This is a genomic window from Sphingomonas phyllosphaerae 5.2 (assembly GCF_000419605.1).
Lineage (GTDB): Bacteria > Pseudomonadota > Alphaproteobacteria > Sphingomonadales > Sphingomonadaceae > Sphingomonas > Sphingomonas phyllosphaerae_B.
Window position 1 is genome coordinate 2,250,242 of sequence record NZ_ATTI01000001.1, and the last position, 17,982, is coordinate 2,268,223.

Annotated in this window: 22 protein-coding genes; 13 read left to right on the plus strand and 9 right to left on the minus strand. The window is 67.8% G+C overall.

Going from position 1 to position 17,982, the window contains the following annotated elements; genetic code table 11:
- Nucleotides 1-281: 281 nt before the first annotated feature.
- Genes SPHPHY_RS0110530 through SPHPHY_RS0110540 form a run of 3 tightly spaced genes read left to right on the plus strand, consistent with a single transcriptional unit; the run spans nt 282 to nt 3,090 of the window.
- Nucleotides 282-1,460 carry a MiaB/RimO family radical SAM methylthiotransferase gene (locus SPHPHY_RS0110530; protein WP_022686644.1) on the plus strand — a complete coding sequence of 393 codons (1,179 nt, stop codon included), beginning with the start codon at nt 282-284 and terminating at the stop codon, nt 1,458-1,460.
- Nucleotides 1,457-2,389 (plus strand): signal recognition particle-docking protein FtsY, encoded by a 933-nt coding sequence (gene ftsY / locus SPHPHY_RS0110535; protein WP_022686645.1) that lies wholly within the window; start codon nt 1,457-1,459, stop codon nt 2,387-2,389. Before SPHPHY_RS0110530 ends, ftsY begins: the two co-directional genes overlap by 4 nt.
- Nucleotides 2,386-3,090: an inner membrane-spanning protein YciB gene (locus SPHPHY_RS0110540; RefSeq protein ID WP_022686646.1), complete on the plus strand. Its 705-nt coding sequence runs from the start codon at nt 2,386-2,388 to the stop codon at nt 3,088-3,090. The genes ftsY and SPHPHY_RS0110540 overlap by 4 nt, the downstream gene beginning before the upstream one ends.
- A gap of 1 nt (nt 3,091) precedes the next feature.
- Here SPHPHY_RS0110540 and SPHPHY_RS0110545 read toward each other — a convergent pair whose 3' ends face one another.
- The 5 genes from SPHPHY_RS0110545 to pspF form a co-directional block, all read right to left on the minus strand.
- Nucleotides 3,092-3,961 carry a hypothetical protein gene (locus tag SPHPHY_RS0110545; protein ID WP_028056763.1) on the minus strand — a complete coding sequence of 290 codons (870 nt, stop codon included), beginning with the start codon at nt 3,959-3,961 and terminating at the stop codon, nt 3,092-3,094.
- Nucleotides 3,954-5,282, minus strand: a complete 1,329-nt coding sequence (locus SPHPHY_RS0110550; RefSeq protein ID WP_022686648.1) for a PQQ-dependent sugar dehydrogenase — start codon at nt 5,280-5,282, stop codon at nt 3,954-3,956. The genes SPHPHY_RS0110545 and SPHPHY_RS0110550 overlap by 8 nt, the downstream gene beginning before the upstream one ends.
- Nucleotides 5,279-5,701, minus strand: a complete 423-nt coding sequence (locus SPHPHY_RS0110555) for a DUF2231 domain-containing protein (protein ID WP_022686649.1) — start codon at nt 5,699-5,701, stop codon at nt 5,279-5,281. Before SPHPHY_RS0110555 ends, SPHPHY_RS0110550 begins: the two co-directional genes overlap by 4 nt.
- A 156-nt stretch (nt 5,702-5,857) precedes the next feature.
- On the minus strand, nt 5,858-6,469 hold the full coding sequence (locus tag SPHPHY_RS0110560; RefSeq protein ID WP_022686650.1) for a superoxide dismutase: 612 nt from the start codon (nt 6,467-6,469) through the stop codon (nt 5,858-5,860).
- Nucleotides 6,470-6,531: 62 nt separating this feature from the next.
- Nucleotides 6,532-7,587, minus strand: coding sequence for a phage shock protein operon transcriptional activator (gene pspF, locus SPHPHY_RS0110565; protein WP_022686651.1), 1,056 nt, complete (start codon nt 7,585-7,587; stop codon nt 6,532-6,534).
- A gap of 154 nt (nt 7,588-7,741) precedes the next feature.
- Between pspF and SPHPHY_RS22285 the strand changes: the two genes are divergently transcribed.
- The 8 genes from SPHPHY_RS22285 (at nt 7,742) to SPHPHY_RS0110605 (ending at nt 10,611) form a co-directional block, all read left to right on the plus strand.
- Nucleotides 7,742-7,879, plus strand: a complete 138-nt coding sequence (locus SPHPHY_RS22285; RefSeq protein WP_196802160.1) for a hypothetical protein — start codon at nt 7,742-7,744, stop codon at nt 7,877-7,879.
- An 86-nt stretch (nt 7,880-7,965) separates the two neighbouring features.
- Nucleotides 7,966-8,628 (plus strand): phage shock protein PspA, encoded by a 663-nt coding sequence (gene pspA, locus SPHPHY_RS0110575; protein WP_022686653.1) that lies wholly within the window; start codon nt 7,966-7,968, stop codon nt 8,626-8,628.
- Nucleotide 8,629: 1 nt separating this feature from the next.
- Nucleotides 8,630-8,911 (plus strand): envelope stress response membrane protein PspB, encoded by a 282-nt coding sequence (gene pspB / locus SPHPHY_RS0110580; RefSeq protein ID WP_022686654.1) that lies wholly within the window; start codon nt 8,630-8,632, stop codon nt 8,909-8,911.
- Nucleotides 8,911-9,291, plus strand: coding sequence for an envelope stress response membrane protein PspC (pspC, locus tag SPHPHY_RS0110585; protein WP_022686655.1), 381 nt, complete (start codon nt 8,911-8,913; stop codon nt 9,289-9,291). The genes pspB and pspC overlap by 1 nt, the downstream gene beginning before the upstream one ends.
- A 25-nt stretch (nt 9,292-9,316) precedes the next feature.
- Nucleotides 9,317-9,601: a hypothetical protein gene (locus SPHPHY_RS0110590; protein WP_022686656.1), complete on the plus strand. Its 285-nt coding sequence runs from the start codon at nt 9,317-9,319 to the stop codon at nt 9,599-9,601.
- Nucleotides 9,602-9,679: 78 nt separating this feature from the next.
- Complete coding sequence (locus tag SPHPHY_RS0110595) at nt 9,680-9,889, plus strand: hypothetical protein (RefSeq protein WP_156025085.1); 210 nt, start codon at nt 9,680-9,682, stop codon at nt 9,887-9,889.
- A 28-nt stretch (nt 9,890-9,917) separates the two neighbouring features.
- Complete coding sequence (locus SPHPHY_RS0110600) at nt 9,918-10,151, plus strand: hypothetical protein (RefSeq protein ID WP_022686658.1); 234 nt, start codon at nt 9,918-9,920, stop codon at nt 10,149-10,151.
- A gap of 40 nt (nt 10,152-10,191) precedes the next feature.
- Nucleotides 10,192-10,611 (plus strand): SufE family protein, encoded by a 420-nt coding sequence (locus tag SPHPHY_RS0110605; RefSeq protein WP_022686659.1) that lies wholly within the window; start codon nt 10,192-10,194, stop codon nt 10,609-10,611.
- A gap of 227 nt (nt 10,612-10,838) precedes the next feature.
- Here SPHPHY_RS0110605 and SPHPHY_RS0110610 read toward each other — a convergent pair whose 3' ends face one another.
- The 3 genes from SPHPHY_RS0110610 to SPHPHY_RS0110620 all read right to left on the minus strand — a co-directional run bounded on the left by SPHPHY_RS0110610 (nt 10,839) and on the right by SPHPHY_RS0110620 (nt 13,282).
- Complete coding sequence (locus tag SPHPHY_RS0110610) at nt 10,839-12,146, minus strand: sensor histidine kinase (RefSeq protein ID WP_028056766.1); 1,308 nt, start codon at nt 12,144-12,146, stop codon at nt 10,839-10,841.
- A 73-nt stretch (nt 12,147-12,219) separates the two neighbouring features.
- Nucleotides 12,220-12,885, minus strand: a complete 666-nt coding sequence (locus SPHPHY_RS0110615; protein ID WP_022686661.1) for a response regulator transcription factor — start codon at nt 12,883-12,885, stop codon at nt 12,220-12,222.
- Between the two features lie 103 nt (nt 12,886-12,988).
- Nucleotides 12,989-13,282, minus strand: coding sequence for a hypothetical protein (locus tag SPHPHY_RS0110620; protein WP_022686662.1), 294 nt, complete (start codon nt 13,280-13,282; stop codon nt 12,989-12,991).
- Between the two features lie 189 nt (nt 13,283-13,471).
- On the opposite strand from SPHPHY_RS0110620, the gene SPHPHY_RS0110625 reads away from it, so the two are divergent.
- Together SPHPHY_RS0110625 and SPHPHY_RS19940 are read left to right on the plus strand one after the other, a co-directional pair.
- Complete coding sequence (locus tag SPHPHY_RS0110625) at nt 13,472-15,256, plus strand: ABC-F family ATP-binding cassette domain-containing protein (RefSeq protein WP_022686663.1); 1,785 nt, start codon at nt 13,472-13,474, stop codon at nt 15,254-15,256.
- Between the two features lie 67 nt (nt 15,257-15,323).
- Complete coding sequence (locus SPHPHY_RS19940) at nt 15,324-16,775, plus strand: globin-coupled sensor protein (protein WP_022686664.1); 1,452 nt, start codon at nt 15,324-15,326, stop codon at nt 16,773-16,775.
- On the opposite strand, the gene SPHPHY_RS20970 is transcribed toward SPHPHY_RS19940, so the two are convergent.
- On the minus strand, nt 16,765-17,718 hold the full coding sequence (locus tag SPHPHY_RS20970) for an alpha/beta hydrolase family protein (protein ID WP_022686665.1): 954 nt from the start codon (nt 17,716-17,718) through the stop codon (nt 16,765-16,767). The two genes, SPHPHY_RS19940 and SPHPHY_RS20970, sit on opposite strands and share 11 nt — an antisense overlap.
- Between the last annotated feature and the right edge of the window lie 264 nt (nt 17,719-17,982).

Genomic DNA, 17,982 nt, shown 5'->3' on the forward strand with positions numbered 1-17,982 from the left:
ACCGAGCCAAACGCAAAAGCGCCGGCGGGCGAAACCTCGCCGGCCAGCGTGCACCACATGGGCGCTTGTCCTATGCGTTCAACAACGGAACTTGGGTGGCGGATAGCGAAACCCGACCCACAAGGCAAGTTTGTTCGAGTTGCGCCGCCATGCGGTGCAAGATTCGCCCGCACTGGCGCTCGCGCCCGGACACGCCGCTTCCCGCTCGGCCCGGACCAAACTCGCGCACGCCGCGCGCGACGGAGTCGACTTCACCCCCGGTCGTAACTAGATCGCGCCGCATGTCGTTTTCCCATCAGCCCGAGGTCGTGACACTCGGCTGCCGCCTCAACATCGCCGAAAGCGCCGCGATCCGCCAGCTGGCAGGGCGCGGGCAGGTGGTGGTGAACGGCTGCGGCGTCACCAATCAGGCGGTGAAGGACACGCGCGCCGCGATCCGCCGCCTGCGCCGCGCGCGGCCGGACGCCGAGCTGGTCGTCACCGGCTGCGCGTCCGAGATGGACCGCGCCGGTTTCACGGCGATGCCCGAGGTCGACCGCGTCGTCGCCAATGCCGCCAAGCTGCTCCCGGCCAGCTGGGGCGCCCGCCCCAACGCACCGCGCGCGGTACCGCAGACGCGCGCGTTCGTCGGCGTCCAGAACGGCTGCGACCATCATTGCACCTTCTGCGCGATCCCGCAGGGGCGCGGGGCGAACCGCGCCGATCCCGTTGCGGAGGTCATCCCGCGCATCGCCGCACTGGTCGAGGCCGGGCAGCGCGAGGTGGTGTTGAGCGGCGTCGACCTCGCCAGCTACGACGATCGCGGCGCGCGGCTGGGCGTGCTGGTCGAGCGACTGCTCGCCGACGTTCCCGGACTCCAGCGTCTTCGACTGTCCTCGCTCGACCCCGCCGCGATCGACGACCATCTGCTCGCGCTGCTGACGCAGGAGCCGCGCGTCATGCCGCACGTTCACCTGTCCGTGCAGGCCGGCGACGACATGATCCTGAAGCGGATGCGCCGCCGCCATGCCCGCGGCGACGTGGTGCGGCTCGTCGAGCGCCTCAAGGCGCAACGCGATGTCGCGATCGGTGCCGACCTGATCGCCGGCTTCCCGACCGAGGACGAGGCGATGTTCGCACACACGCTCGCGCTGGTCGCCGAGGCCGATATCACCCACGCGCACGTCTTTCCCTACTCGCCACGCGCCGGCACCCCCGCCGCGCGCATGCCGCAGGTCACCCCCGCCGTCGCGCGCGATCGCGCCGCGCGGCTCCGCACCGCCACCGCCGCGCGCCTCGCCACGCGCCTCGCCGCGCAGGTCGGCACGACGCAGGCCGTGCTGGTCGAAAAGCCCGGTGACCGCGGCCATGCCGCCGATTTCGCGGAGGTTCGCCTCCCCGCCCCCGTTCCCGTCGGCAGCATCGTTACGGTGATCGTCACCGCCGCCGCCCCCGACCATTTGACCGGAATCATCGCATGAACACGAGCTGGCACGACAAGCTGCTGGGCGGTTTTCGCCGCACCTCCGACCGGCTGGTCGGCAACCTCGCCGGGCTGGGCGGCGCGCGGCTGGACGAGGAAACGCTCGATACCGTCGAGGAAGCGTTGATCGCCTCCGACCTTGGCCCCGCCACCGCCGCCAAGGTGCGCGAGCGGTTGGCCGAGGGCACGTTCGAGCGCAACATGGAGGAACTCGGCATCCGTCTCGTCGTCGCCGAGGAGGTGGAGAAGGTGCTGGCGCAGGTCGCGCGCCCGATCGGCATCGACGCCTTCCCGCGCCCGCAGGTGATCCTCGTCATCGGCGTCAACGGGTCGGGCAAGACCACGACGATCGCCAAGCTGGCGCATCTGTTCCTCGAACAGGATTATGCCGTGATGCTGGCGGCGGGCGATACGTTCCGTGCCGCCGCGATCGGCCAGCTCAGGACATGGGCGGAGCGGATCGGCGTCCCGATCGTCACCGGCCCGGAGGGTGGCGACGCCGCCGGGATCGTCTGGGATGCGGTCAAGCAGGCGACCGCGATCGGCACCGACGTACTGATCGTCGACACCGCCGGACGCCTCCAGAACAAGCGCGAGTTGATGGACGAGCTCGCCAAGATCCGCCGCGTGCTCGGTCGGCTCAACCCCGCCGCGCCGCACGACGTGCTGCTGGTGCTGGACGCCACCACCGGCCAGAACGCGCTCAGCCAGATCGAGGTCTTCAAGGAAGTCGCCGGGGTCACCGGTCTGGTCATGACCAAGCTGGACGGCACCGCTCGCGGCGGCGTGCTGGTGGCGGCGGCGGAGCGCTACGGCCTGCCGATCCACGCCATCGGCGTCGGCGAGCAGATGGACGACCTGCGCCCGTTCGACGCACGCGAGGTCAGCCGGATCATCGCCGGCATCGAAGGGGGCAAGCAACGATGAACACGGCTCGGAACGAAGGCCATGCCGGCGTCCGCGCGCTGGTCGACTATGGCCCGCTCGCGCTGTTCTTCGTCGCCAACTTCCTGATTCCGGCGGAGGTCGCGCGCGGCATCGTCGCGCATTTCACGCCGATGCTGTCGACCATGAAGCAGGTCGAGGCGCTGCTGCTCGCACGTGTGATCCTGGCGACGGCGGTGTTCGTGATCGCCAGCGTGGTGGCGCTCGTCATCGCCAGGCTCAAGCTCGGACGCGTGCCGATCATGTTGCTCATCTCCGCCGGGCTGGTGATCGTATTCGGCGGTCTCACCATGTATTTCCGCGATCCGCGCTTCATCCAGACCAAGCCGACGATCGTCTACGCGCTGCTCGCCGCCGTGCTCGGCTTCGGGCTGGCGACCGGCCGCCCGCTGCTCCAGCAATTGATGGGCAGCAGCTACCCGGGCCTGCGGGAGAGCGGGTGGCGGCGACTGACGCTCAACTGGGTGTGGTTCTTCGCGATCATGGCCGTGCTCAACGAGGCCGTGTGGCGCGGCGCCGCGGTGGCGGTCGGGCCGCAGCGCGGGTGGGATCTGTGGGCGATCTACAAGGTGTGGATCGTCATCCCGTTCACGATGCTGTTCGCGGTCGCCAACGTGCCGATGCTGATGCGCCATGGCCTGTCGCTCGGCGACGACGCCCCGCCGGTTCCGCCGGAAGGCTAGGCTATAACGCCAGCGCCAGCGTGACGGTGGCCAACGGCACCACCGTCGCGGTTTCGGCATCCAGGCTTCCCAGCCGCCGCAGCGTGTCGTCACGCACCACTGCGAGCAGCTCGCCGCGCAGCCGCCAGTTCGCGCCACCGGCCGCGAACGGCTGCGTCACTGCCACCCCGGCGCTACCGTACGTCACGTCGCCGCTGCCCGCGGCGTAGAAGCCGCCCCAGCCGACGCCGACCAGCGCCGGGAACCTCAGCGTCGCATCGCCGCGCCCCAGCCCCAATTCCGGCGCGATCGCCACCTGCGTGAACACGCCGCCCGTTCCTAGCGTTCGGGTCGTCACCGCCGCGCTCGGGTGCAGCGCAGCGATGCCGCGCTCGCCATCCAGCGCGGCGGTCAGGCTCAGCTCGTGCGTGGTGTCCGAGACGCCGTTCGGGCTAACCTTGATCGCATAGGCCGCGCCGACCCGTACGCCCGCGCCGAGCGCCGCGACCACACCCAGCAGGTTGTTGCTCTCATACCAGCCGCGCGGCGCCACCTTTTCCGCTGCGACCGGCGTGTGGAAGCCGTTCGAACTGGTCGCCACCACCCAGCGATCCTGCCTGCCTGCCGCATCGCTGTGCAGCCCCCACGCAAAGCCCGCCTGCACATGCACCGGCACCCGGTCGAGGTTCGCGGCATCGTCGTCATAGCCGCCGCGTGCGAAGTCGCCGTTGCGGATGTCCAACGCCACGATCGGGTGGAAGCGCCGGACGCCGACCGCGGTCCCGCCGAGGCTCGCATCCTCGGTATCGATCGTCGGCACGTCCTGCGCCGCCGCGGGTGCAGCGACGACGAGCAGCAACGACGCGACGGCACCCGCGATCCGCTCACCCACGCGGGGCGGCGGGCTTCGCTGCGGCACTCGCCACCGCCGGCGTAACCCGCCACACGGTGTTCGACAGGTCATCCGCGACGTATAGCGCGCGGCGCGGCGCATCGAACAGCACGCCGACCGGTCGACCACGCGCCTTGCCGTCGGGGCCGATGAACCCGGTGACCACGTCGCGCGGTTGCCCGGCGGGGCGCCCGCCCGTGAACGGCACCCATGTCACCTTGTACCCGGCGAGATCCTTGCGGTTCCAGCTGCCATGTTCGCCGACGAACGCGCCCTCGCTGAACGCGCCGCCCCAGCCGCCGCCGCTCACGAACGACAGCCCCAGCGCGGCGACGTGCGACCCCAGCGCATAATCCGGCACCACCGCCTGCGCGACCAGTTCGGGGCGCTGCGGATGCGCGCGCTGATCGACGTTGCGGCCCCAATAGCTGTACGGCCAGCCATAGAAGGCGCCGTCGCGCACCTGCGTGAGGTAATCGGGGACCAGTCGCGGTCCCAGTTCGTCCCGCTCGTTGACGACGCTCCACAGCGCATTGGTCGTCGGATCGATCGCCAGCGCGGTGGGATTGCGGATGCCGGTCGCGATCGCGCGATGCGCACCGGTCTCCCGGTCGATCTCCCAAACGACGGCGCGATCCTGCTCGACCTCCATGCCGCGCTCACCCACGTTGCTGTTCGATCCGATGCCGACGTACAGTTTCGATCCGTCGGCGCTCGCCACCAGCGATTTCGTCCAGTGATGGTTGATCCGCGACGGCAGCTTGGTCACTTCCCAGCCCGGCGTCGGGATCGATGTCGCGCCCGGCGTATAGGCAAAGCGCTTCAACGCACCCTGCTCCGCCACGAACAGCTCGTTGCCGATCAACGCCATGCCGTACGGCGCATCCAGCTTGTCGATGAAGGTCGTGCGCAGCTCCGGCTTGCCGTCGCCGTCTGCGTCGCGCAGCAAGGTGATGCGGTCGCCGCCTTTCACGCTGGTCGTCCCCAGGCTCTTGATATAGCCCGCGATCACATCCTTGGGACGCAGCTTCGGCGCATGCCCGCCCTTGCCCTCGGCCACCAGCAGGTCGCCGTTCGGCAGCACCAGCATCTGCCGCGGCACCTTCAGGTCGGTCGCCAGCGCGACGATATTGTACCCCGCCGGCACGGTCGGGCGCGCGTCGCCCCATGCCTCGGGCGTAGCGATCTTCATCGCTGGCACCAGCGTCTGCGCCTGGCCGGGCAGTTGCGGGTTCGGCCCCGTTTGGCGGACATCCTGCGGTTGGCTGCCGCACGCGGTGAGCAGCGCCAGCGTGGCAAGCGAAGCGCTCGCGCGGATCATCGAACCGCCCCCGCCGCGACGGTGGTCCGCGCACCGAATGCAAACCACCCGGCCGCCAGCACCGCGACCGTTGAGATCAGCGACAACAGCAACCCGCCGACCTCAACCGACGCCCACGCGTCGCGGCTGTGATGGAAGGCGTTGATGAAGCCCGCCACCCAGGCGATCCCGAGCAGCAACGGATACAGCCAAGACGTCCGCCGGCGGATTGCCTCGAACACGCTCCATGCCAATGCCGGTGCGCCGACCAGCAGCGCCCCGGTGATCGCCCAGGATGCCATGTTCGACCATTGCATCTCCGCACTACCGAGATAGGTCGCGTCGGCCGCCAGCGCCGCCGGAAACAATGCCACCGGAAAGGCGAGCAGCAGCCCGTGGACCGGATGAATGCGCGATGGCGCGGCAGCGGACGAAACCATGCGAACTCCCACGCGCCGCGATGGCGCTAGCTGTCACAATGTTCTCGTCACGCCATGGTTGCCGGCGTGCCGGCCGGGGGCGGTTAGGCCCCGCGCAAAAAAAGAAGGCCCGGGGATCACCCGGGCCTTCCGCGTCGTCAGAAACGGCGCGATCGATCAGGCGGCAGCGCCCTCGTAGCGACGACCGGCCTCGTCCCAGTTCACGACGTCCCACCACGCCTTGAGATAGCCGGGGCGGTCGTTCATGTAGGTCAAATAATAAGCGTGCTCCCACACGTCATTACCCAGGATCGGCGTACCCTTGTCCTTGGCATCGTCCATCAACGGATTGTCCTGGTTCGGGGTCGAGGTGACCTTCAGCGCGCCCGACTGGTCGGCGATCACCCATGCCCAGCCGGAGCCGAACTGCCCCGCGCCCTTGCCGTTGAAATCTTCCTTCAGCTTGTCGAGCCCGCCATAGGCATCGATCGCCTCGGCCAGCTTGCCCGATGGCTGGGTCGATCCCTTGGGTGCCATGATCTTCCAGAAGAAATCATGGTTCCAGAACCCGCCACCGTTGTTGCGGATCAGCGGGGGCAGCGACGACACACGCGCCAGGATGTCCTCGATCGACAGCCCTTCGAGCGACGCGTCGGCGGCTACTCCTTCGTTCAGCTTGTTGGTATAGGCGGCGTGGTGCTTGTCGTGGTGGAAGGTCATCGTCTCCTTGGAGATGACCGGCTCCAGCGCGTCGTAGGCATAAGGCAGCGGCGGCAGTTCGAAAGCCATAAGTCCTCCTTCAGGGTTCGCGTGCGCAACGCGAGGCCGCCCAAATGGCTCCCCCGCGCTCGTTACGCAACCGCTCCGATCAGGTCGTGGCGGCGTAGCGCGTGGCGTAACTGGTCGTAGCTTAGCCCCAGCGCCTCGGCGGTGGCGCGCTGGTTGAAGCGATGCTCGGCCAGCGAGCGGGTCAGCAGCTCACGCTCGAACAACGCGACCCGGCTCTTGAAGTCGGAAGGCCCGACCTCACACGCGGCCACCTCCTCGTCGGCACCGTCCGCCGGCACGGGCGCGGACGACGAAGGCGCTGCGGGCGCCGCCGCTTCCGGCCGCTTCCCGTTCGCGCCGGACGGCCGGTACGGAGAGGCGAACGGGTCGAACTCGATCGCGCCGACCGCGCCGGGGCGTTCCCAGCGATAGACCGCGCGCTCGACGACGTTGCGCAGCTCGCGGACGTTGCCGGGCCAGCGGTGCTCGCGCATCGCCTCCTCGATCTCGGGCGTGAAGCCGACCCATTCGTCGCGCCCCAGCTCCGCCGCCATCCGCCGCCCGAAGAAATCGGCGAGCACCGGGATGTCGCTGCGTCGCGCACGCAGCGGCGGCAACGTCACCACCTCGAAGCACAAGCGATCGAGCAGGTCGGCGCGGAACGTATGCGCCTCGACGCGATCTGGCAGATGCTCGTTGGTGGCCGCCACGATCCGCACGTCGACGCGCATCGGGCGCGACGCCCCGATCCGCGTCACCTCGCCATATTCGACCGCACGCAGCAGGCGCTCCTGCGCGCCCATCGACAGCGTGCCCAGCTCGTCGAGGAACAGCGTTCCTCCGTCCGCTTCCTCGAATCGCCCGACGCGCGCCTTGGTCGCGCCGGTGAACGCCCCGGCCTCGTGCCCGAACAATTCCGCCTCGATCAACGTCTCGGGCAGCGCGGCGCAGTTCATCGTCACCAGCGGCTGGTCCCAGCGCGGACTGAGGTGGTGGAGCCGCTCCGCGACCAGTTCCTTGCCTGTCCCGCGCTCGCCGATCACCAGCACCGGCCGGTCGAGCGCGGCGGCGCGGCTCGCGCGCTCCAGCGCGTCGAGGAACACACCCGACTGACCGATCACCTGCGTGCTGCGCTTCATGCGCCAATAACTGGCGCATATTGCCAAGCGATGGCAACCGTCAACTTTTCCAATTCGGCGAAAACGCGCAAATAGCACGCATTTCTGCCGTTTTCGGAACTTGGCACGCCTCGTGCAAAGCTGGCTGCAACAACGCTTTCAGGGAGTATCCATCATGACCAACACCATCACCAGCAAGCTCACTGCCCTCGCCCTCACCGTCCTGGTCAGCGCCACCATGGTGCTCGGCGCGGTCGGGCCGGCGACGGCATTGGCCACCACCCCGGCCGTTTCCGCCCACGCTGCGGCGTAAGCGGCGGACGGGGTGCGGGAACAGACCCTCCCCGTACCCCGTACGATCCGCTAAGAAGGCGCGAATACCCAAGGAGTCCGTATCGAATGGGCATTTTCTCCCGCACCCGCGACATCGTCGCCGCCAACATGGCCGAATTGCTCGACCGTGCGGACGATCCCGCCAAGATGGTCCGCATGATTATCGCGGAAATGGAGGACACGCTGGTCGAGGTCCGCGCCTCCGCGGCCCGCACGATCGCCGACCAGAAGGAGATGCGACGGCACATCGCCAAGCTCGCCGAACTGGAAGCGAGCTGGACCGAGAAGGCCGAGCTGGCGCTCTCCAAGAACCGCGAAGATCTCGCAAAGGCCGCACTGGTCGAACGCCGCAAGGCCGCCGAGATGGGCGCACAGCTCAGCGAGGAGGTCGGCACGCTGGACGCCGCGCTGCGCGCCGCCGAGGACGACATCGCCAAGGTCCAGAGCAAGCTTCGCGAAGCGCGCGCCAAGCAGAACGCGATCGCCACCCGGCTGGAAAGCGCCAACACCAAGGCGCGACTGCGCGAGATGTGGAACGGCCCGCGCACGCACGAGGCGTTCAGCCGCTTCGAAACGCTGGAACGCCGCGCCGACGAGGCGGAGGGCCGCGCCGAGGCGATGGGCCTGACGTCCAAGTCGCTGGAAGACGAATTCAACGAGCTGCGATCGAATGACAAGGTCGACGCAGAGCTGGCGGCGCTCAAGGCGCGCCTGAACAAGGAGGGTTGAAATGGACTTGACGGGCGTCATCGCCATACTGGCATTCATGATCGGCCTGCCGTGGCTGATCCTCCACTACGTCACCAAGTGGAAGACCGCCCCCAAGATGACCGGCGAGGACGAGCAGTTGCTCGATGAGATGTACAATCTCGCACGCCGGCTCGAGGACCGCGTCACCACGGTCGAGCGGATCGTCGCCGCCGACAATCCGGATTTCCGCCCCGGCGTTGCCGATTACCGCTCGGCACCCGATTACCGCCTCGACCAACCTTCTTCGCAGCGGAGGAACTGATGTCCGACAGCCGCACCAAATTCTACCTCGATCCGCAGAACGGCAAGTGGAAGGGCGTCTGCGCCGGGATCGCCGATTACGTGGGTATCGAGGTCCTGTGGGTTCGACTGGCCGTCGCCGGTCTGATGATCGTGGGCCAGCAATGGTGGATATTGCTCGCGTACTTCGTCATGGCGTGGATCGTCGAACCGAAGCCGAGCGCGCTCTACCACGATCGCGCCGACCAGAAGTTCTGGCAGGGCGTGCGCGCCAACCCGACGCGCTCCACCACCGAAGTCCGCGCCAAGTTCCGCGACCTGGACCGCCGCCTGGCCGACATCGAGTTGCACTACACCAGCCGCAACTCGTCGCTCGCCAAGGAAATCGACAGCCTGCGGTAACGCAGCCCCACGGAAGGGAAACGTCATGCACATCAGTCCGCTTCTGATCCCGTTGTTCGCGCTGCTGATCCCGATCACCGCGATCATCGCGACCACGATCATCCGGCCGTGGCTGGAGATCCAGCGCCGCCGCCTGGAGATCGATGCCGAGCGTACCGCAGAGAAGGCCGCGCAATATGTCGCGCAGACCGAGCGGCTGGAGGCGCGGGTGCGTGTGCTGGAACGGATCGCCACCGACAAGGGCGTGGCGCTCGCCGACGAGATCGATGCGCTGCGGGACGACCGGATTGCCGATCGTCCGCTGAACTGAACCGAACCGAACCGAACGAAAATTGGGGAGTAGAACGACGTGCCGTGGTCAGTAGCGATAATGGTGGTCCTGATCGTGATGATCGTCACGATCGGCAAGGTTAAGAAGGAAAAGTGGCGCGCGATGGCGGAGCAGCCGCAGGAGCCGACACTCTCCGATCCGCGCCGCCCCAACAATGATGAGATGCGGCAGTTGAAGGAGCGCATCGCCGTTCTGGAACGCGTCATCACCGACACCCACGGCCGCGCCGATCTGGAACGCCAGATCGAACAGCTGCGCGACCGCTGATCCCACGCCAGCACAGGAGAAGGCAGCCATGTCCGATCCCCAGATCTACATCACCATCGCGATTGCGACGCTCGCCGGGCTGGCGATGCTGGTCCACGCCGCGCTCAACGGCTGGCGCGGTTGGCTGCAGCTCAAGAGCCAGGAACTGCGGCTCGCGAACGAACCACCCGCAACGCCCGGCGCCGGCGCGCGGATCGAGATCGCCGACCTGAAGGAGCGGATCCGCAAGCTGGAAGCGATCGCGGCCGGCGTCGATCTCTGAGCGGTTGCAGCGACCGCGCCGGAACGGTAGCCCTGCGAGCATGACCGAACCCGTTGCCACGCTCGAAGACGTCCGCGAGGAATATGGCTTCCTCGAAGGCGACGACCGCTACCGCCTCCTGGTCGAACTCGGGCGCGCACTGGAACCGATGCCGGAAGCGCTGAAGACCGAGGCGACGCTGGTGCGCGGCTGCTCCGCCTCGGTCTGGGTCTATCCCGCGGTGCGCGACGACGGGCGACTGCACTTCCTCGCCGACAGCAACGCCCACATCACCAAAGGCATCATCGCGCTGGTGCTGCTGACCGTGCAGGACCGCACGCCAGCGGAGATCCTGTCGACCGACATTCCGGACTCGCTAGCGCCGTTCGACCTCAAGACACAGCTCAGTTCCAACCGCACGCAGGGCATCCCGAACATGATCGCCCTGATCCGCGAAACCGCCGCCCGCTACGCGGCGTAGCAGTTCCCGTCCTTGTGACCCGGCAAAGGCCGGGGGAAGCAATCCAGGGCGTCCTGATGCGACCGTGGATCGCGTCGCTGCACTCGCAATGATGACTTGGATCGACCTCAAGCTTCGCTGTCACGACGCGATGCATTCAGCCGACCGATTCCCCGGCAGAGCCACGGCGCGATCGGAAGAGCCGGCGTGGCAGCGCGCCGTGCGTACGCGCGCACGTCAGCCACGCCTTACCCCGCCATCGGCAACCGCAACCGCACCAGCGACCCGCCGAGGTCCTCGCTCTCCTCCAGCGTCACCGTCCCGTCGTAGATCTCCGCCACGTCGCGCACGATCGCCAGCCCCAGCCCGGTTCCCGGCTTGCCCGTATCCAGCCGCACCCCGCGATCGAAGATCCGGATGCGGTCCGCGTCCGGAATGCCCATCCCGTCGTCCTCGACTAGGATCTCGACGAACCCGGCTTGCGCACCCACCGTCACGAAGACGCTCCCGCCACCGTATTTCGCGGCATTCTCGACCAGATTGCCCATGATCTCGTCCAGGTCCTGCCGCTCGATATGTGCCACCAGATCCTTCGGCCCGGTCATGTCGATGCGGACGTGCGGGTAGAGGCGCTGCACCGCGCGCTCCACGGACTCGACGCTCGGCCACACCTGCGCACGGCTGTGCGCGGAACCGCGCCGCCCGACCGCGCGCGCGCGCGCCAGATGGTGGTCTACCTGCCGCCGCATCGTCCGCGCCTCGCGGATCACGGTCTCGGCGAGATCGTCCGACTGCGCGGTGGCGGCGTTCATGATCACCGTCAACGGCGTCTTCAGCGCGTGCGCCAGATTGCCGGCGTGGCGCCGCGCTTCCTCCGCCTGCGTCTCGTTGTGCGCGACCAGCGCGTTCAGCTCCTCGACCATCGGCAGCAATTCCAGCGGCATCGCCCCGCTGATCCGGTTCGATCGCCCCGCGCGCATCTTCGCGATCTCCAGCCGCAACCGCCGCAGCGGCAGCAGCCCGTAGAAGGTCTGCAACGCGGCGAGGATCACCAGCCCCAGCCCCAGCAGCACGAAGCTGCGCACCAGCGTGCGTCGCAGGATCGCGATCTGCGCGTCGAGCGCGTCGCGTCGCGAGGCGACCTGGAAGCGCCACCGCACCTTCGATCCCGGCAGCGTCACGTCGCGCTCGACGATCCGCAACTTCTCGTCGGCGAATTGCCCGCTGTCGTAGCGGTGCACGGTGCGGTCGTTATGCGGTCGTCCGTAGGCGAGTTCGCGATCCCATAACGATCGCGACGGAAACGTCTCGCGGCCGGGCGCCGAAACCTGCCAGTACAATCCCGAATAGGGCTCGAGGAAATTCTGGTCGGCGGGTTCGCGGTTGAAGCGCACCTCGCCGACCGGATCGATCTCCGCGGAGACCAGCAACGACTTCAGCACATATTCCAGCTGCTCGTCGGCGTTGCTGGTCACCGCGTTCACCAGCACGCGGTCCAGCGCGTAGCCGCCACCCAGCAACAGCGCGGAGATCCACGCCGCCGCGATCAGGATCATCCGCCGCGAGATCGACCCGCGCGGCTGCGGCTGGCTGGCGACCGCGTCGGTCACGCCCCTGGACGCCACCGGATCAGGCGTCCGGATCTTCCAGACTATAGCCGAGCCCGCGGATCGTGGTGATCACGTCCTGGCCCAGCTTCTTGCGGATCCGCGTCACGAACACCTCGATCGTGTTGGAGTCGCGATCGAAATCCTGGTCGTAGATATGCTCGATCAATTCGGTGCGGCTCACCACCTTGCCCTTGTGGTGCAGCAGGTAGCTGAGCAGCTTGTATTCCTGCGCGGTCAGCTTCACCGGCTCGCCCGCCCGCGTCACCTTCCCCGAACGCGTGTCGAGCCGCACGTCGCCCGCGATCAGCTCGGACGAGGCATTGCCGGACGCGCGGCGGATCAGCGCACGCAGCCGGGCGATCAGCTCCTCGGTCTGAAACGGCTTGGCGACATAATCGTCCGCGCCCGCGTCAAGCCCGGCGACCTTGTCGGACCAGCTGTCGCGTGCGGTCAGCACCAGCACCGGGGTCACCTTGCCCTCCTTGCGCCAGCGGTCGAGCACGGTCAGCCCGTCGATCTCCGGCAGGCCGAGGTCGAGCACGATCGCATCGTAATTCTCGGTCGATCCCAGGAAATGCCCCTCCTCCCCGTCGGTCGCGAGGTCGATGGCATAGCCGGCACCCTCCAGCGTGGATTTCAGCTGCTGCCCCAGGTTGGGCTCGTCCTCGACGATCAGTACGCGCATCGGTGGTAGAGCTCCCTCATGAAAACGAAACGACCGGCAGTCGCGCTAGCACGAAAGCCGGCCGCTATGGAATTGCGGCTGTCGCAGTCCTGAACGGTCGCGGTCAGCGCCCGGTACGCCCCAGCACCTGCCCGGTACGCCCGTCGACGTCGACCCAGATCACCGCGCCGTCGCGCAGGAACTTCAGCGTGTAGATGCCGCTCGGCATTTCCAGGTCGAAGCCGATATATTGCGCGTCCCGCATCGTCGGCACCACGCGCCGCTCGATTTCGGGCAGCGGCAGCAGCCGTCCCTGCCGCCGCGCCTGCAACGCCACCGCGCCGTCGCGCGCCTGATCGGGCGCCGGCTGCGTCATCGCCGGTGCGGCCAGGCCGGACAGGAGGAGGATCGGAAGCATTCTCACCAGTGCTGGCATAGCGGGATCGGATTGAACAGCCTGTGAATGGCTTGGCTGCGTAACGTCTTGATGACGCAACCTGCCCGCGTAGCGCGGGTTCCCTCGCGCCTGCGTCCGATCGCGGCAAAAGCGGGCGGTGATCGACGGCGATCCTTGCTGCGATCGAGTGCAGGCCCTAGGTCGCACCGCATGGCCGCACCTGTATTGTCGTATGAAGATCTCGGACTGGTTCAAGGATCGGGATGGCTGTTCCGCCACCTGAACCTCTACGTGGGCGAACGCGACCGGCTCGCGCTGATCGGCCGCAACGGCGCGGGCAAGTCGACGTTGCTCAAGCTGATCGCCGGCGTCGTCGACGCCGACGAAGGGCGCCGCACGATCGTGCCGGGCACGCGCGTCGTGATGCTGGAACAGGACCCCGACCTTACCGGCTTCGCCACGCTGCAGGATTACGTGCTGGCGGGCGAGCATGCGCCGGCCGGCTACGAAGCCGATGCGATCGCCGACCAGCTCGGCATCGACCTGTCGCGTGAGGCGTCGTCGGCGTCGGGGGGTGAGCGCCGCCGTGCCGCGATCGTCCGTGCGCTGGCGATGGATCCGGACGTGCTGCTGCTCGACGAGCCCACCAACCACCTCGACATCGCCGCGATCGAGTGGCTGGAGGACTGGCTGAAGCGCTTCACCGGCGCATTCGTCGTCATCAGCCACGATCGTACCTTCCTCACGCGCCTGACGAAGCAGACCCTGTGGCTCGACCGTGGCGAGCTGCGCCGCGCCGACGTCGGCTTCGGCGGGTTCGATGCGTGGACCGAGCAGGTCTACGCCGAGGAGGAGCGCAATGCCGCACGCCTCGACGCCAAGCTGAAGATCGAGGAGCATTGGCTGCAACGTGGCGTCACCGGGCGCCGGCGCCGCAATCAGGGTCGGCTGTCGAAGCTGAAGGAGATGCGCGCCGAACGCGCCGCGATGATGGGGCCGCAGGGTGCCGCCGCGCTCCAGGTCGCGAGCGACGACGTGAAGACAAAGGTGGTGATCGACGCCGAGCACGTGACCAAGGCGTATGGAGAGCGCACGATCATCGCCGACCTGACGTTGCGCGTCGCACGCGGCGACCGGATCGGCATCGTGGGGCGTAACGGCGCCGGCAAGACGACGCTGCTCAAGCTGCTGACCGGCGAGCTCGCTCCCGATGCCGGCACGGTGAAGCGCGCACGCACGCTCGACGGCATCGTCATCGACCAGCAGCGCAGCCTGATGGCGCCGCAGAAGACGGTCCGCGAGGTTCTGGCCGACGGCGGAGAGTGGATCGACGTGCTGGGCGTGCGCAAGCACATCCACGGGTACCTCAAGGAGTTCCTGTTCGATCCGTCGTTGACGGAGGCGAAGGTCGGCACATTGTCGGGCGGTGAGCGGTCGCGGCTGCTGCTCGCCCGCGAATTCGCACGCGAATCGAACCTGCTGATCCTCGACGAGCCGACCAACGACCTCGACCTCGAAACGCTCGACCTGTTGCAGGAAGTGATCGCCGACTACGGCGGCACGGTGTTGATCGTCAGCCACGACCGCGACTTCCTCGACCGCACCGTCACCGTCACGCTCGGGCTCGACGGCACCGGCCACGTCGACGTCGTCGCCGGCGGCTATGAGGATTGGGAGCGGCAGCGCCGTCCGCGCGTCGCGGCGGCGAAGAAGGCCGCGCCGAAGACCGCCGCTGCGCCCGCCCCGGCCGCGCCGACGCGCATCAAGCTCACCTACAAGGACCAGCGGGACTACGACCTGCTGCCGAAGCGGATCGAGGAGCTCGATGCCGCGATCGCAGCCGACGAGGCCGCGATGGCCGATCCGGCGCTCTATGCCCGCGATCCGGCGGCCTTCGATCGGCTCGGGCGCAACATCGCGGCGTTGCGCCACGAGAAGGACACGGCGGAGATGCGCTGGCTTGAACTCGCGGAAATGGTTGAACAATCAGCCTGATCTCGATCAGATTGCTAACGTCGCCTTTACCTTGTGCCGTCTACCGCGTCTGTAAGGAGAACAGACCGTGAGCGGATCGGACATCATCGACTTCGAACAACGCCTTGCAGCGTTCGGTTACGACGAACGCAGTTACGCCGCCTTCCCGGCCGTCAAGCGCGCGATCGAACGACATGCACCGACCGCGCTGGTCGCACTCTACCGCTACATCGCCGCCGCGCCGCGCCTTGCCGGCATGTTCCAGTCGCAAGCGCGGATGGACCACGCCCGCGACAAGCAGCTCCAGCACTGGCGCAAGCTGTTCTCCGGCCCGATCGACCGCAGCTATGCCGCCGCCGCTTCGCACATCGGACAGCTCCACGCCCGCATCGGGCTCGCACCCACCTGGTACATCAGCGGCTATGCGCGGATGCTGGAGCATGTGCTGCCCAGGCTCATGCTCGGCCACCTGCTCTGGCCGTTCGGCGCCCGCGGTCGTGCCCGCGCCGCGACCGCGCTGGTCAAGGCATCGCTGATCGACATGGATATCGCGCTCGCCGCCTATTTCGAGTCCGAGCAGGCGGGCCGCCGCGCGGTGATCGAACGCTGCGGCCAGGTGTTCGAGCGGATGGCCGGGGGTGACCTTACCGCGACGCTCGACGGGTTGCCGGGCGAGTATCAGGCGCTCGCCGACAGTTTCGAATCGATGCGCTCGCAGATGGCGACGACGCTGGGCGTGGTGACGCGCTCCAGCACGCAGATCCGCAGCGGTTCGGGCGACATCCGCCAGGCGTCCGACGATCTGTCGCAGCGCACCGAGCAGCAGGCGGCCAGCCTCGAGGAAACCGCCGCGGCGATGGACGAGATCGTCACCACCGTGCGCCAGACCGCCGAGGGTGCGTCGCAGGCCAACCGCATCGTCGGCGAGGCGCGCAACGAGGCCGAGGAATCGGGCCAGATCGTCCGCCGCGCCGTCGATGCGATGGGCGGCATCGAGCGCGCTTCTGCCGAGATCAGCGAGATCATCACCGTCATCGACGGTATCTCGTTCCAGACCAACCTGCTCGCGCTCAATGCCGGGGTCGAGGCGGCGCGCGCCGGTGAGGCCGGCAGGGGCTTCGCCGTCGTCGCCTCCGAGGTGCGCGCGCTGGCGCAACGCTCGGCAGACGCCGCCAAGGACGTGAAGACCCGCATTCTCGCCTCCTCCGATCAGGTCGGCATCGGGGTCGAACTGGTCAACGAAGCCGGCAAGGCGCTGGAGCGGATTATCGTCCGCATCGGCGAGATCAGCGAACTGGTCTCGCGCATCGCCACCTCCGCCGGTCAGCAGTCGGTCGGGCTGCAACAGGTCAACACCGCGGTATCGGAGATGGATGCCGTGACGCAGCGCAACGCCGCGATGGTCGAACAGGCCACCGCCGCCGCCCGCACCCTCGCTGCCGAGGCCGAGACGCTGTCTCGCGAGGTAGCCCGCTTCCGGCTCGATACCGCGCCCGGCAACGCCGTCCACCGCCTGCAGGCGCGGCTGGTCACGGGCTGACGGCGCCGACCGCGCGCGCTTGCCGCTCCGATGCCGCCGCGCCGCGCAGGATCAGGGCGACCGTCCCGGCCCCTTCCGGTTCGGTCGGATTGATGATGCGGAAATGCGACGGGCGCTTCGTGCGATACACGTCCACCGGATCGCCGGCGCGGCGAGCGCGTGCGACATAGCCTTGCATCAGGTCCGCAAAGGCCCCTTGGGCGATATATTGCGGCACGCCTAGTGGCAGATGATCCTGCGCGGAGGCGTCGCGATATCGCTGCGGCACGCGTGCCGGCGTCCCGCCCATCAACGGCACGATCACCGACTTGTCGCAGATCTCCTTATCCTTGCCGATGAACTCGGCCAGACTGCCGGGTCCGTCGATCGCCACCACCGCGGCGGGCCTTACCGGATCGGGTGCATAGATATCGCTGCTGGACGACAGCGACGGCCGGATCGCGCTCCACGTCGCGAGCAGCGCGCCCGCCGAATGGCCGACCACGATCACGCGCTTCAGGTCGATCGGATACCGGCGTGCCAGCGGGCGAAGCGAGTCGATTGCGGCGCCGGCATCGCGGAAGGTACCCGGCCAGCCGCCGCCTGCTTGTCCCAGCTGGCGATAGTCGACGTTCAACGTCGCAAGCCCCCGACGGGTCAAGGCGTCTGCCAGCGGCGCGATGCTGCGCGCGGTGCCGCCGATCGACGCGTCCCAGCATCCACCGTGGATGACGACGGCGACCGGGAACGGACCGGCTCCGGCGGGCAACCTCAACTCCTCTACCTGTTGCGCGGCAGGGCCATAATGCAAACTTGCGGCAGGCTTGCTGACGGGCAGCCGTTCAAGTGCCGGCGGACCATGCCAATAGACCATCCAGAGCATGTAAGCGATCGGCACCAACCACCATATCGCCGCCAGCGCCACTATCGCGCCCCCGCCGATAAGCCACCGCCTCTTGATCATGCCCCTTCCCCCCTTCGAAGAAGTGTAACGCTGACGAGAAGCAGAGTCGAGGCATCGGGCCGAGGCCCCACTGCATCGAAACACAACAGGAATTCTTGTTATCGAATTGGAAAAATACTCCGTCCGACGTCACACGATCGCTGCTGATGTTGTCACGCCGGTGGCGCCGCGGCATTCATCGGGGTGATTACCTGCCGATCGCCAGACCGATCTTGCGATGACGACCCCGTCACAACATCGACGGCCTTGATCGAGGGTAGCATC

What these genes read in the sequence shown, in the direction of transcription:
- pspC (WP_022686655.1), top strand. Translation starts at nt 8,911, where the DNA reads ATGTCCGACAGCCGCACCAAATTCTACCTCGATCCGCAGAACGGCAAG.
- SPHPHY_RS20970 (WP_022686665.1), bottom strand. Translation starts at nt 17,718, where the DNA reads ATGATCAAGAGGCGGTGGCTTATCGGCGGGGGCGCGATAGTGGCGCTG.
- pspB (WP_022686654.1), top strand. Translation starts at nt 8,630, where the DNA reads ATGGACTTGACGGGCGTCATCGCCATACTGGCATTCATGATCGGCCTG.
- SPHPHY_RS0110530 (WP_022686644.1), top strand. Translation starts at nt 282, where the DNA reads ATGTCGTTTTCCCATCAGCCCGAGGTCGTGACACTCGGCTGCCGCCTC.
- SPHPHY_RS22285 (WP_196802160.1), top strand. Translation starts at nt 7,742, where the DNA reads ATGACCAACACCATCACCAGCAAGCTCACTGCCCTCGCCCTCACCGTC.
- SPHPHY_RS0110600 (WP_022686658.1), top strand. Translation starts at nt 9,918, where the DNA reads ATGTCCGATCCCCAGATCTACATCACCATCGCGATTGCGACGCTCGCC.
- SPHPHY_RS0110605 (WP_022686659.1), top strand. Translation starts at nt 10,192, where the DNA reads ATGACCGAACCCGTTGCCACGCTCGAAGACGTCCGCGAGGAATATGGC.
- SPHPHY_RS0110625 (WP_022686663.1), top strand. Translation starts at nt 13,472, where the DNA reads ATGGCCGCACCTGTATTGTCGTATGAAGATCTCGGACTGGTTCAAGGA.
- pspA (WP_022686653.1), top strand. Translation starts at nt 7,966, where the DNA reads ATGGGCATTTTCTCCCGCACCCGCGACATCGTCGCCGCCAACATGGCC.
- SPHPHY_RS0110610 (WP_028056766.1), bottom strand. Translation starts at nt 12,146, where the DNA reads ATGATCCTGATCGCGGCGGCGTGGATCTCCGCGCTGTTGCTGGGTGGC.
- SPHPHY_RS0110555 (WP_022686649.1), bottom strand. Translation starts at nt 5,701, where the DNA reads ATGGTTTCGTCCGCTGCCGCGCCATCGCGCATTCATCCGGTCCACGGG.
- SPHPHY_RS0110560 (WP_022686650.1), bottom strand. Translation starts at nt 6,469, where the DNA reads ATGGCTTTCGAACTGCCGCCGCTGCCTTATGCCTACGACGCGCTGGAG.
- SPHPHY_RS0110590 (WP_022686656.1), top strand. Translation starts at nt 9,317, where the DNA reads ATGCACATCAGTCCGCTTCTGATCCCGTTGTTCGCGCTGCTGATCCCG.
- SPHPHY_RS0110595 (WP_156025085.1), top strand. Translation starts at nt 9,680, where the DNA reads ATGATCGTCACGATCGGCAAGGTTAAGAAGGAAAAGTGGCGCGCGATG.
- SPHPHY_RS0110550 (WP_022686648.1), bottom strand. Translation starts at nt 5,282, where the DNA reads ATGATCCGCGCGAGCGCTTCGCTTGCCACGCTGGCGCTGCTCACCGCG.
- ftsY (WP_022686645.1), top strand. Translation starts at nt 1,457, where the DNA reads ATGAACACGAGCTGGCACGACAAGCTGCTGGGCGGTTTTCGCCGCACC.
- SPHPHY_RS0110615 (WP_022686661.1), bottom strand. Translation starts at nt 12,885, where the DNA reads ATGCGCGTACTGATCGTCGAGGACGAGCCCAACCTGGGGCAGCAGCTG.
- pspF (WP_022686651.1), bottom strand. Translation starts at nt 7,587, where the DNA reads ATGAAGCGCAGCACGCAGGTGATCGGTCAGTCGGGTGTGTTCCTCGAC.
- SPHPHY_RS0110620 (WP_022686662.1), bottom strand. Translation starts at nt 13,282, where the DNA reads ATGCTTCCGATCCTCCTCCTGTCCGGCCTGGCCGCACCGGCGATGACG.
- SPHPHY_RS0110540 (WP_022686646.1), top strand. Translation starts at nt 2,386, where the DNA reads ATGAACACGGCTCGGAACGAAGGCCATGCCGGCGTCCGCGCGCTGGTC.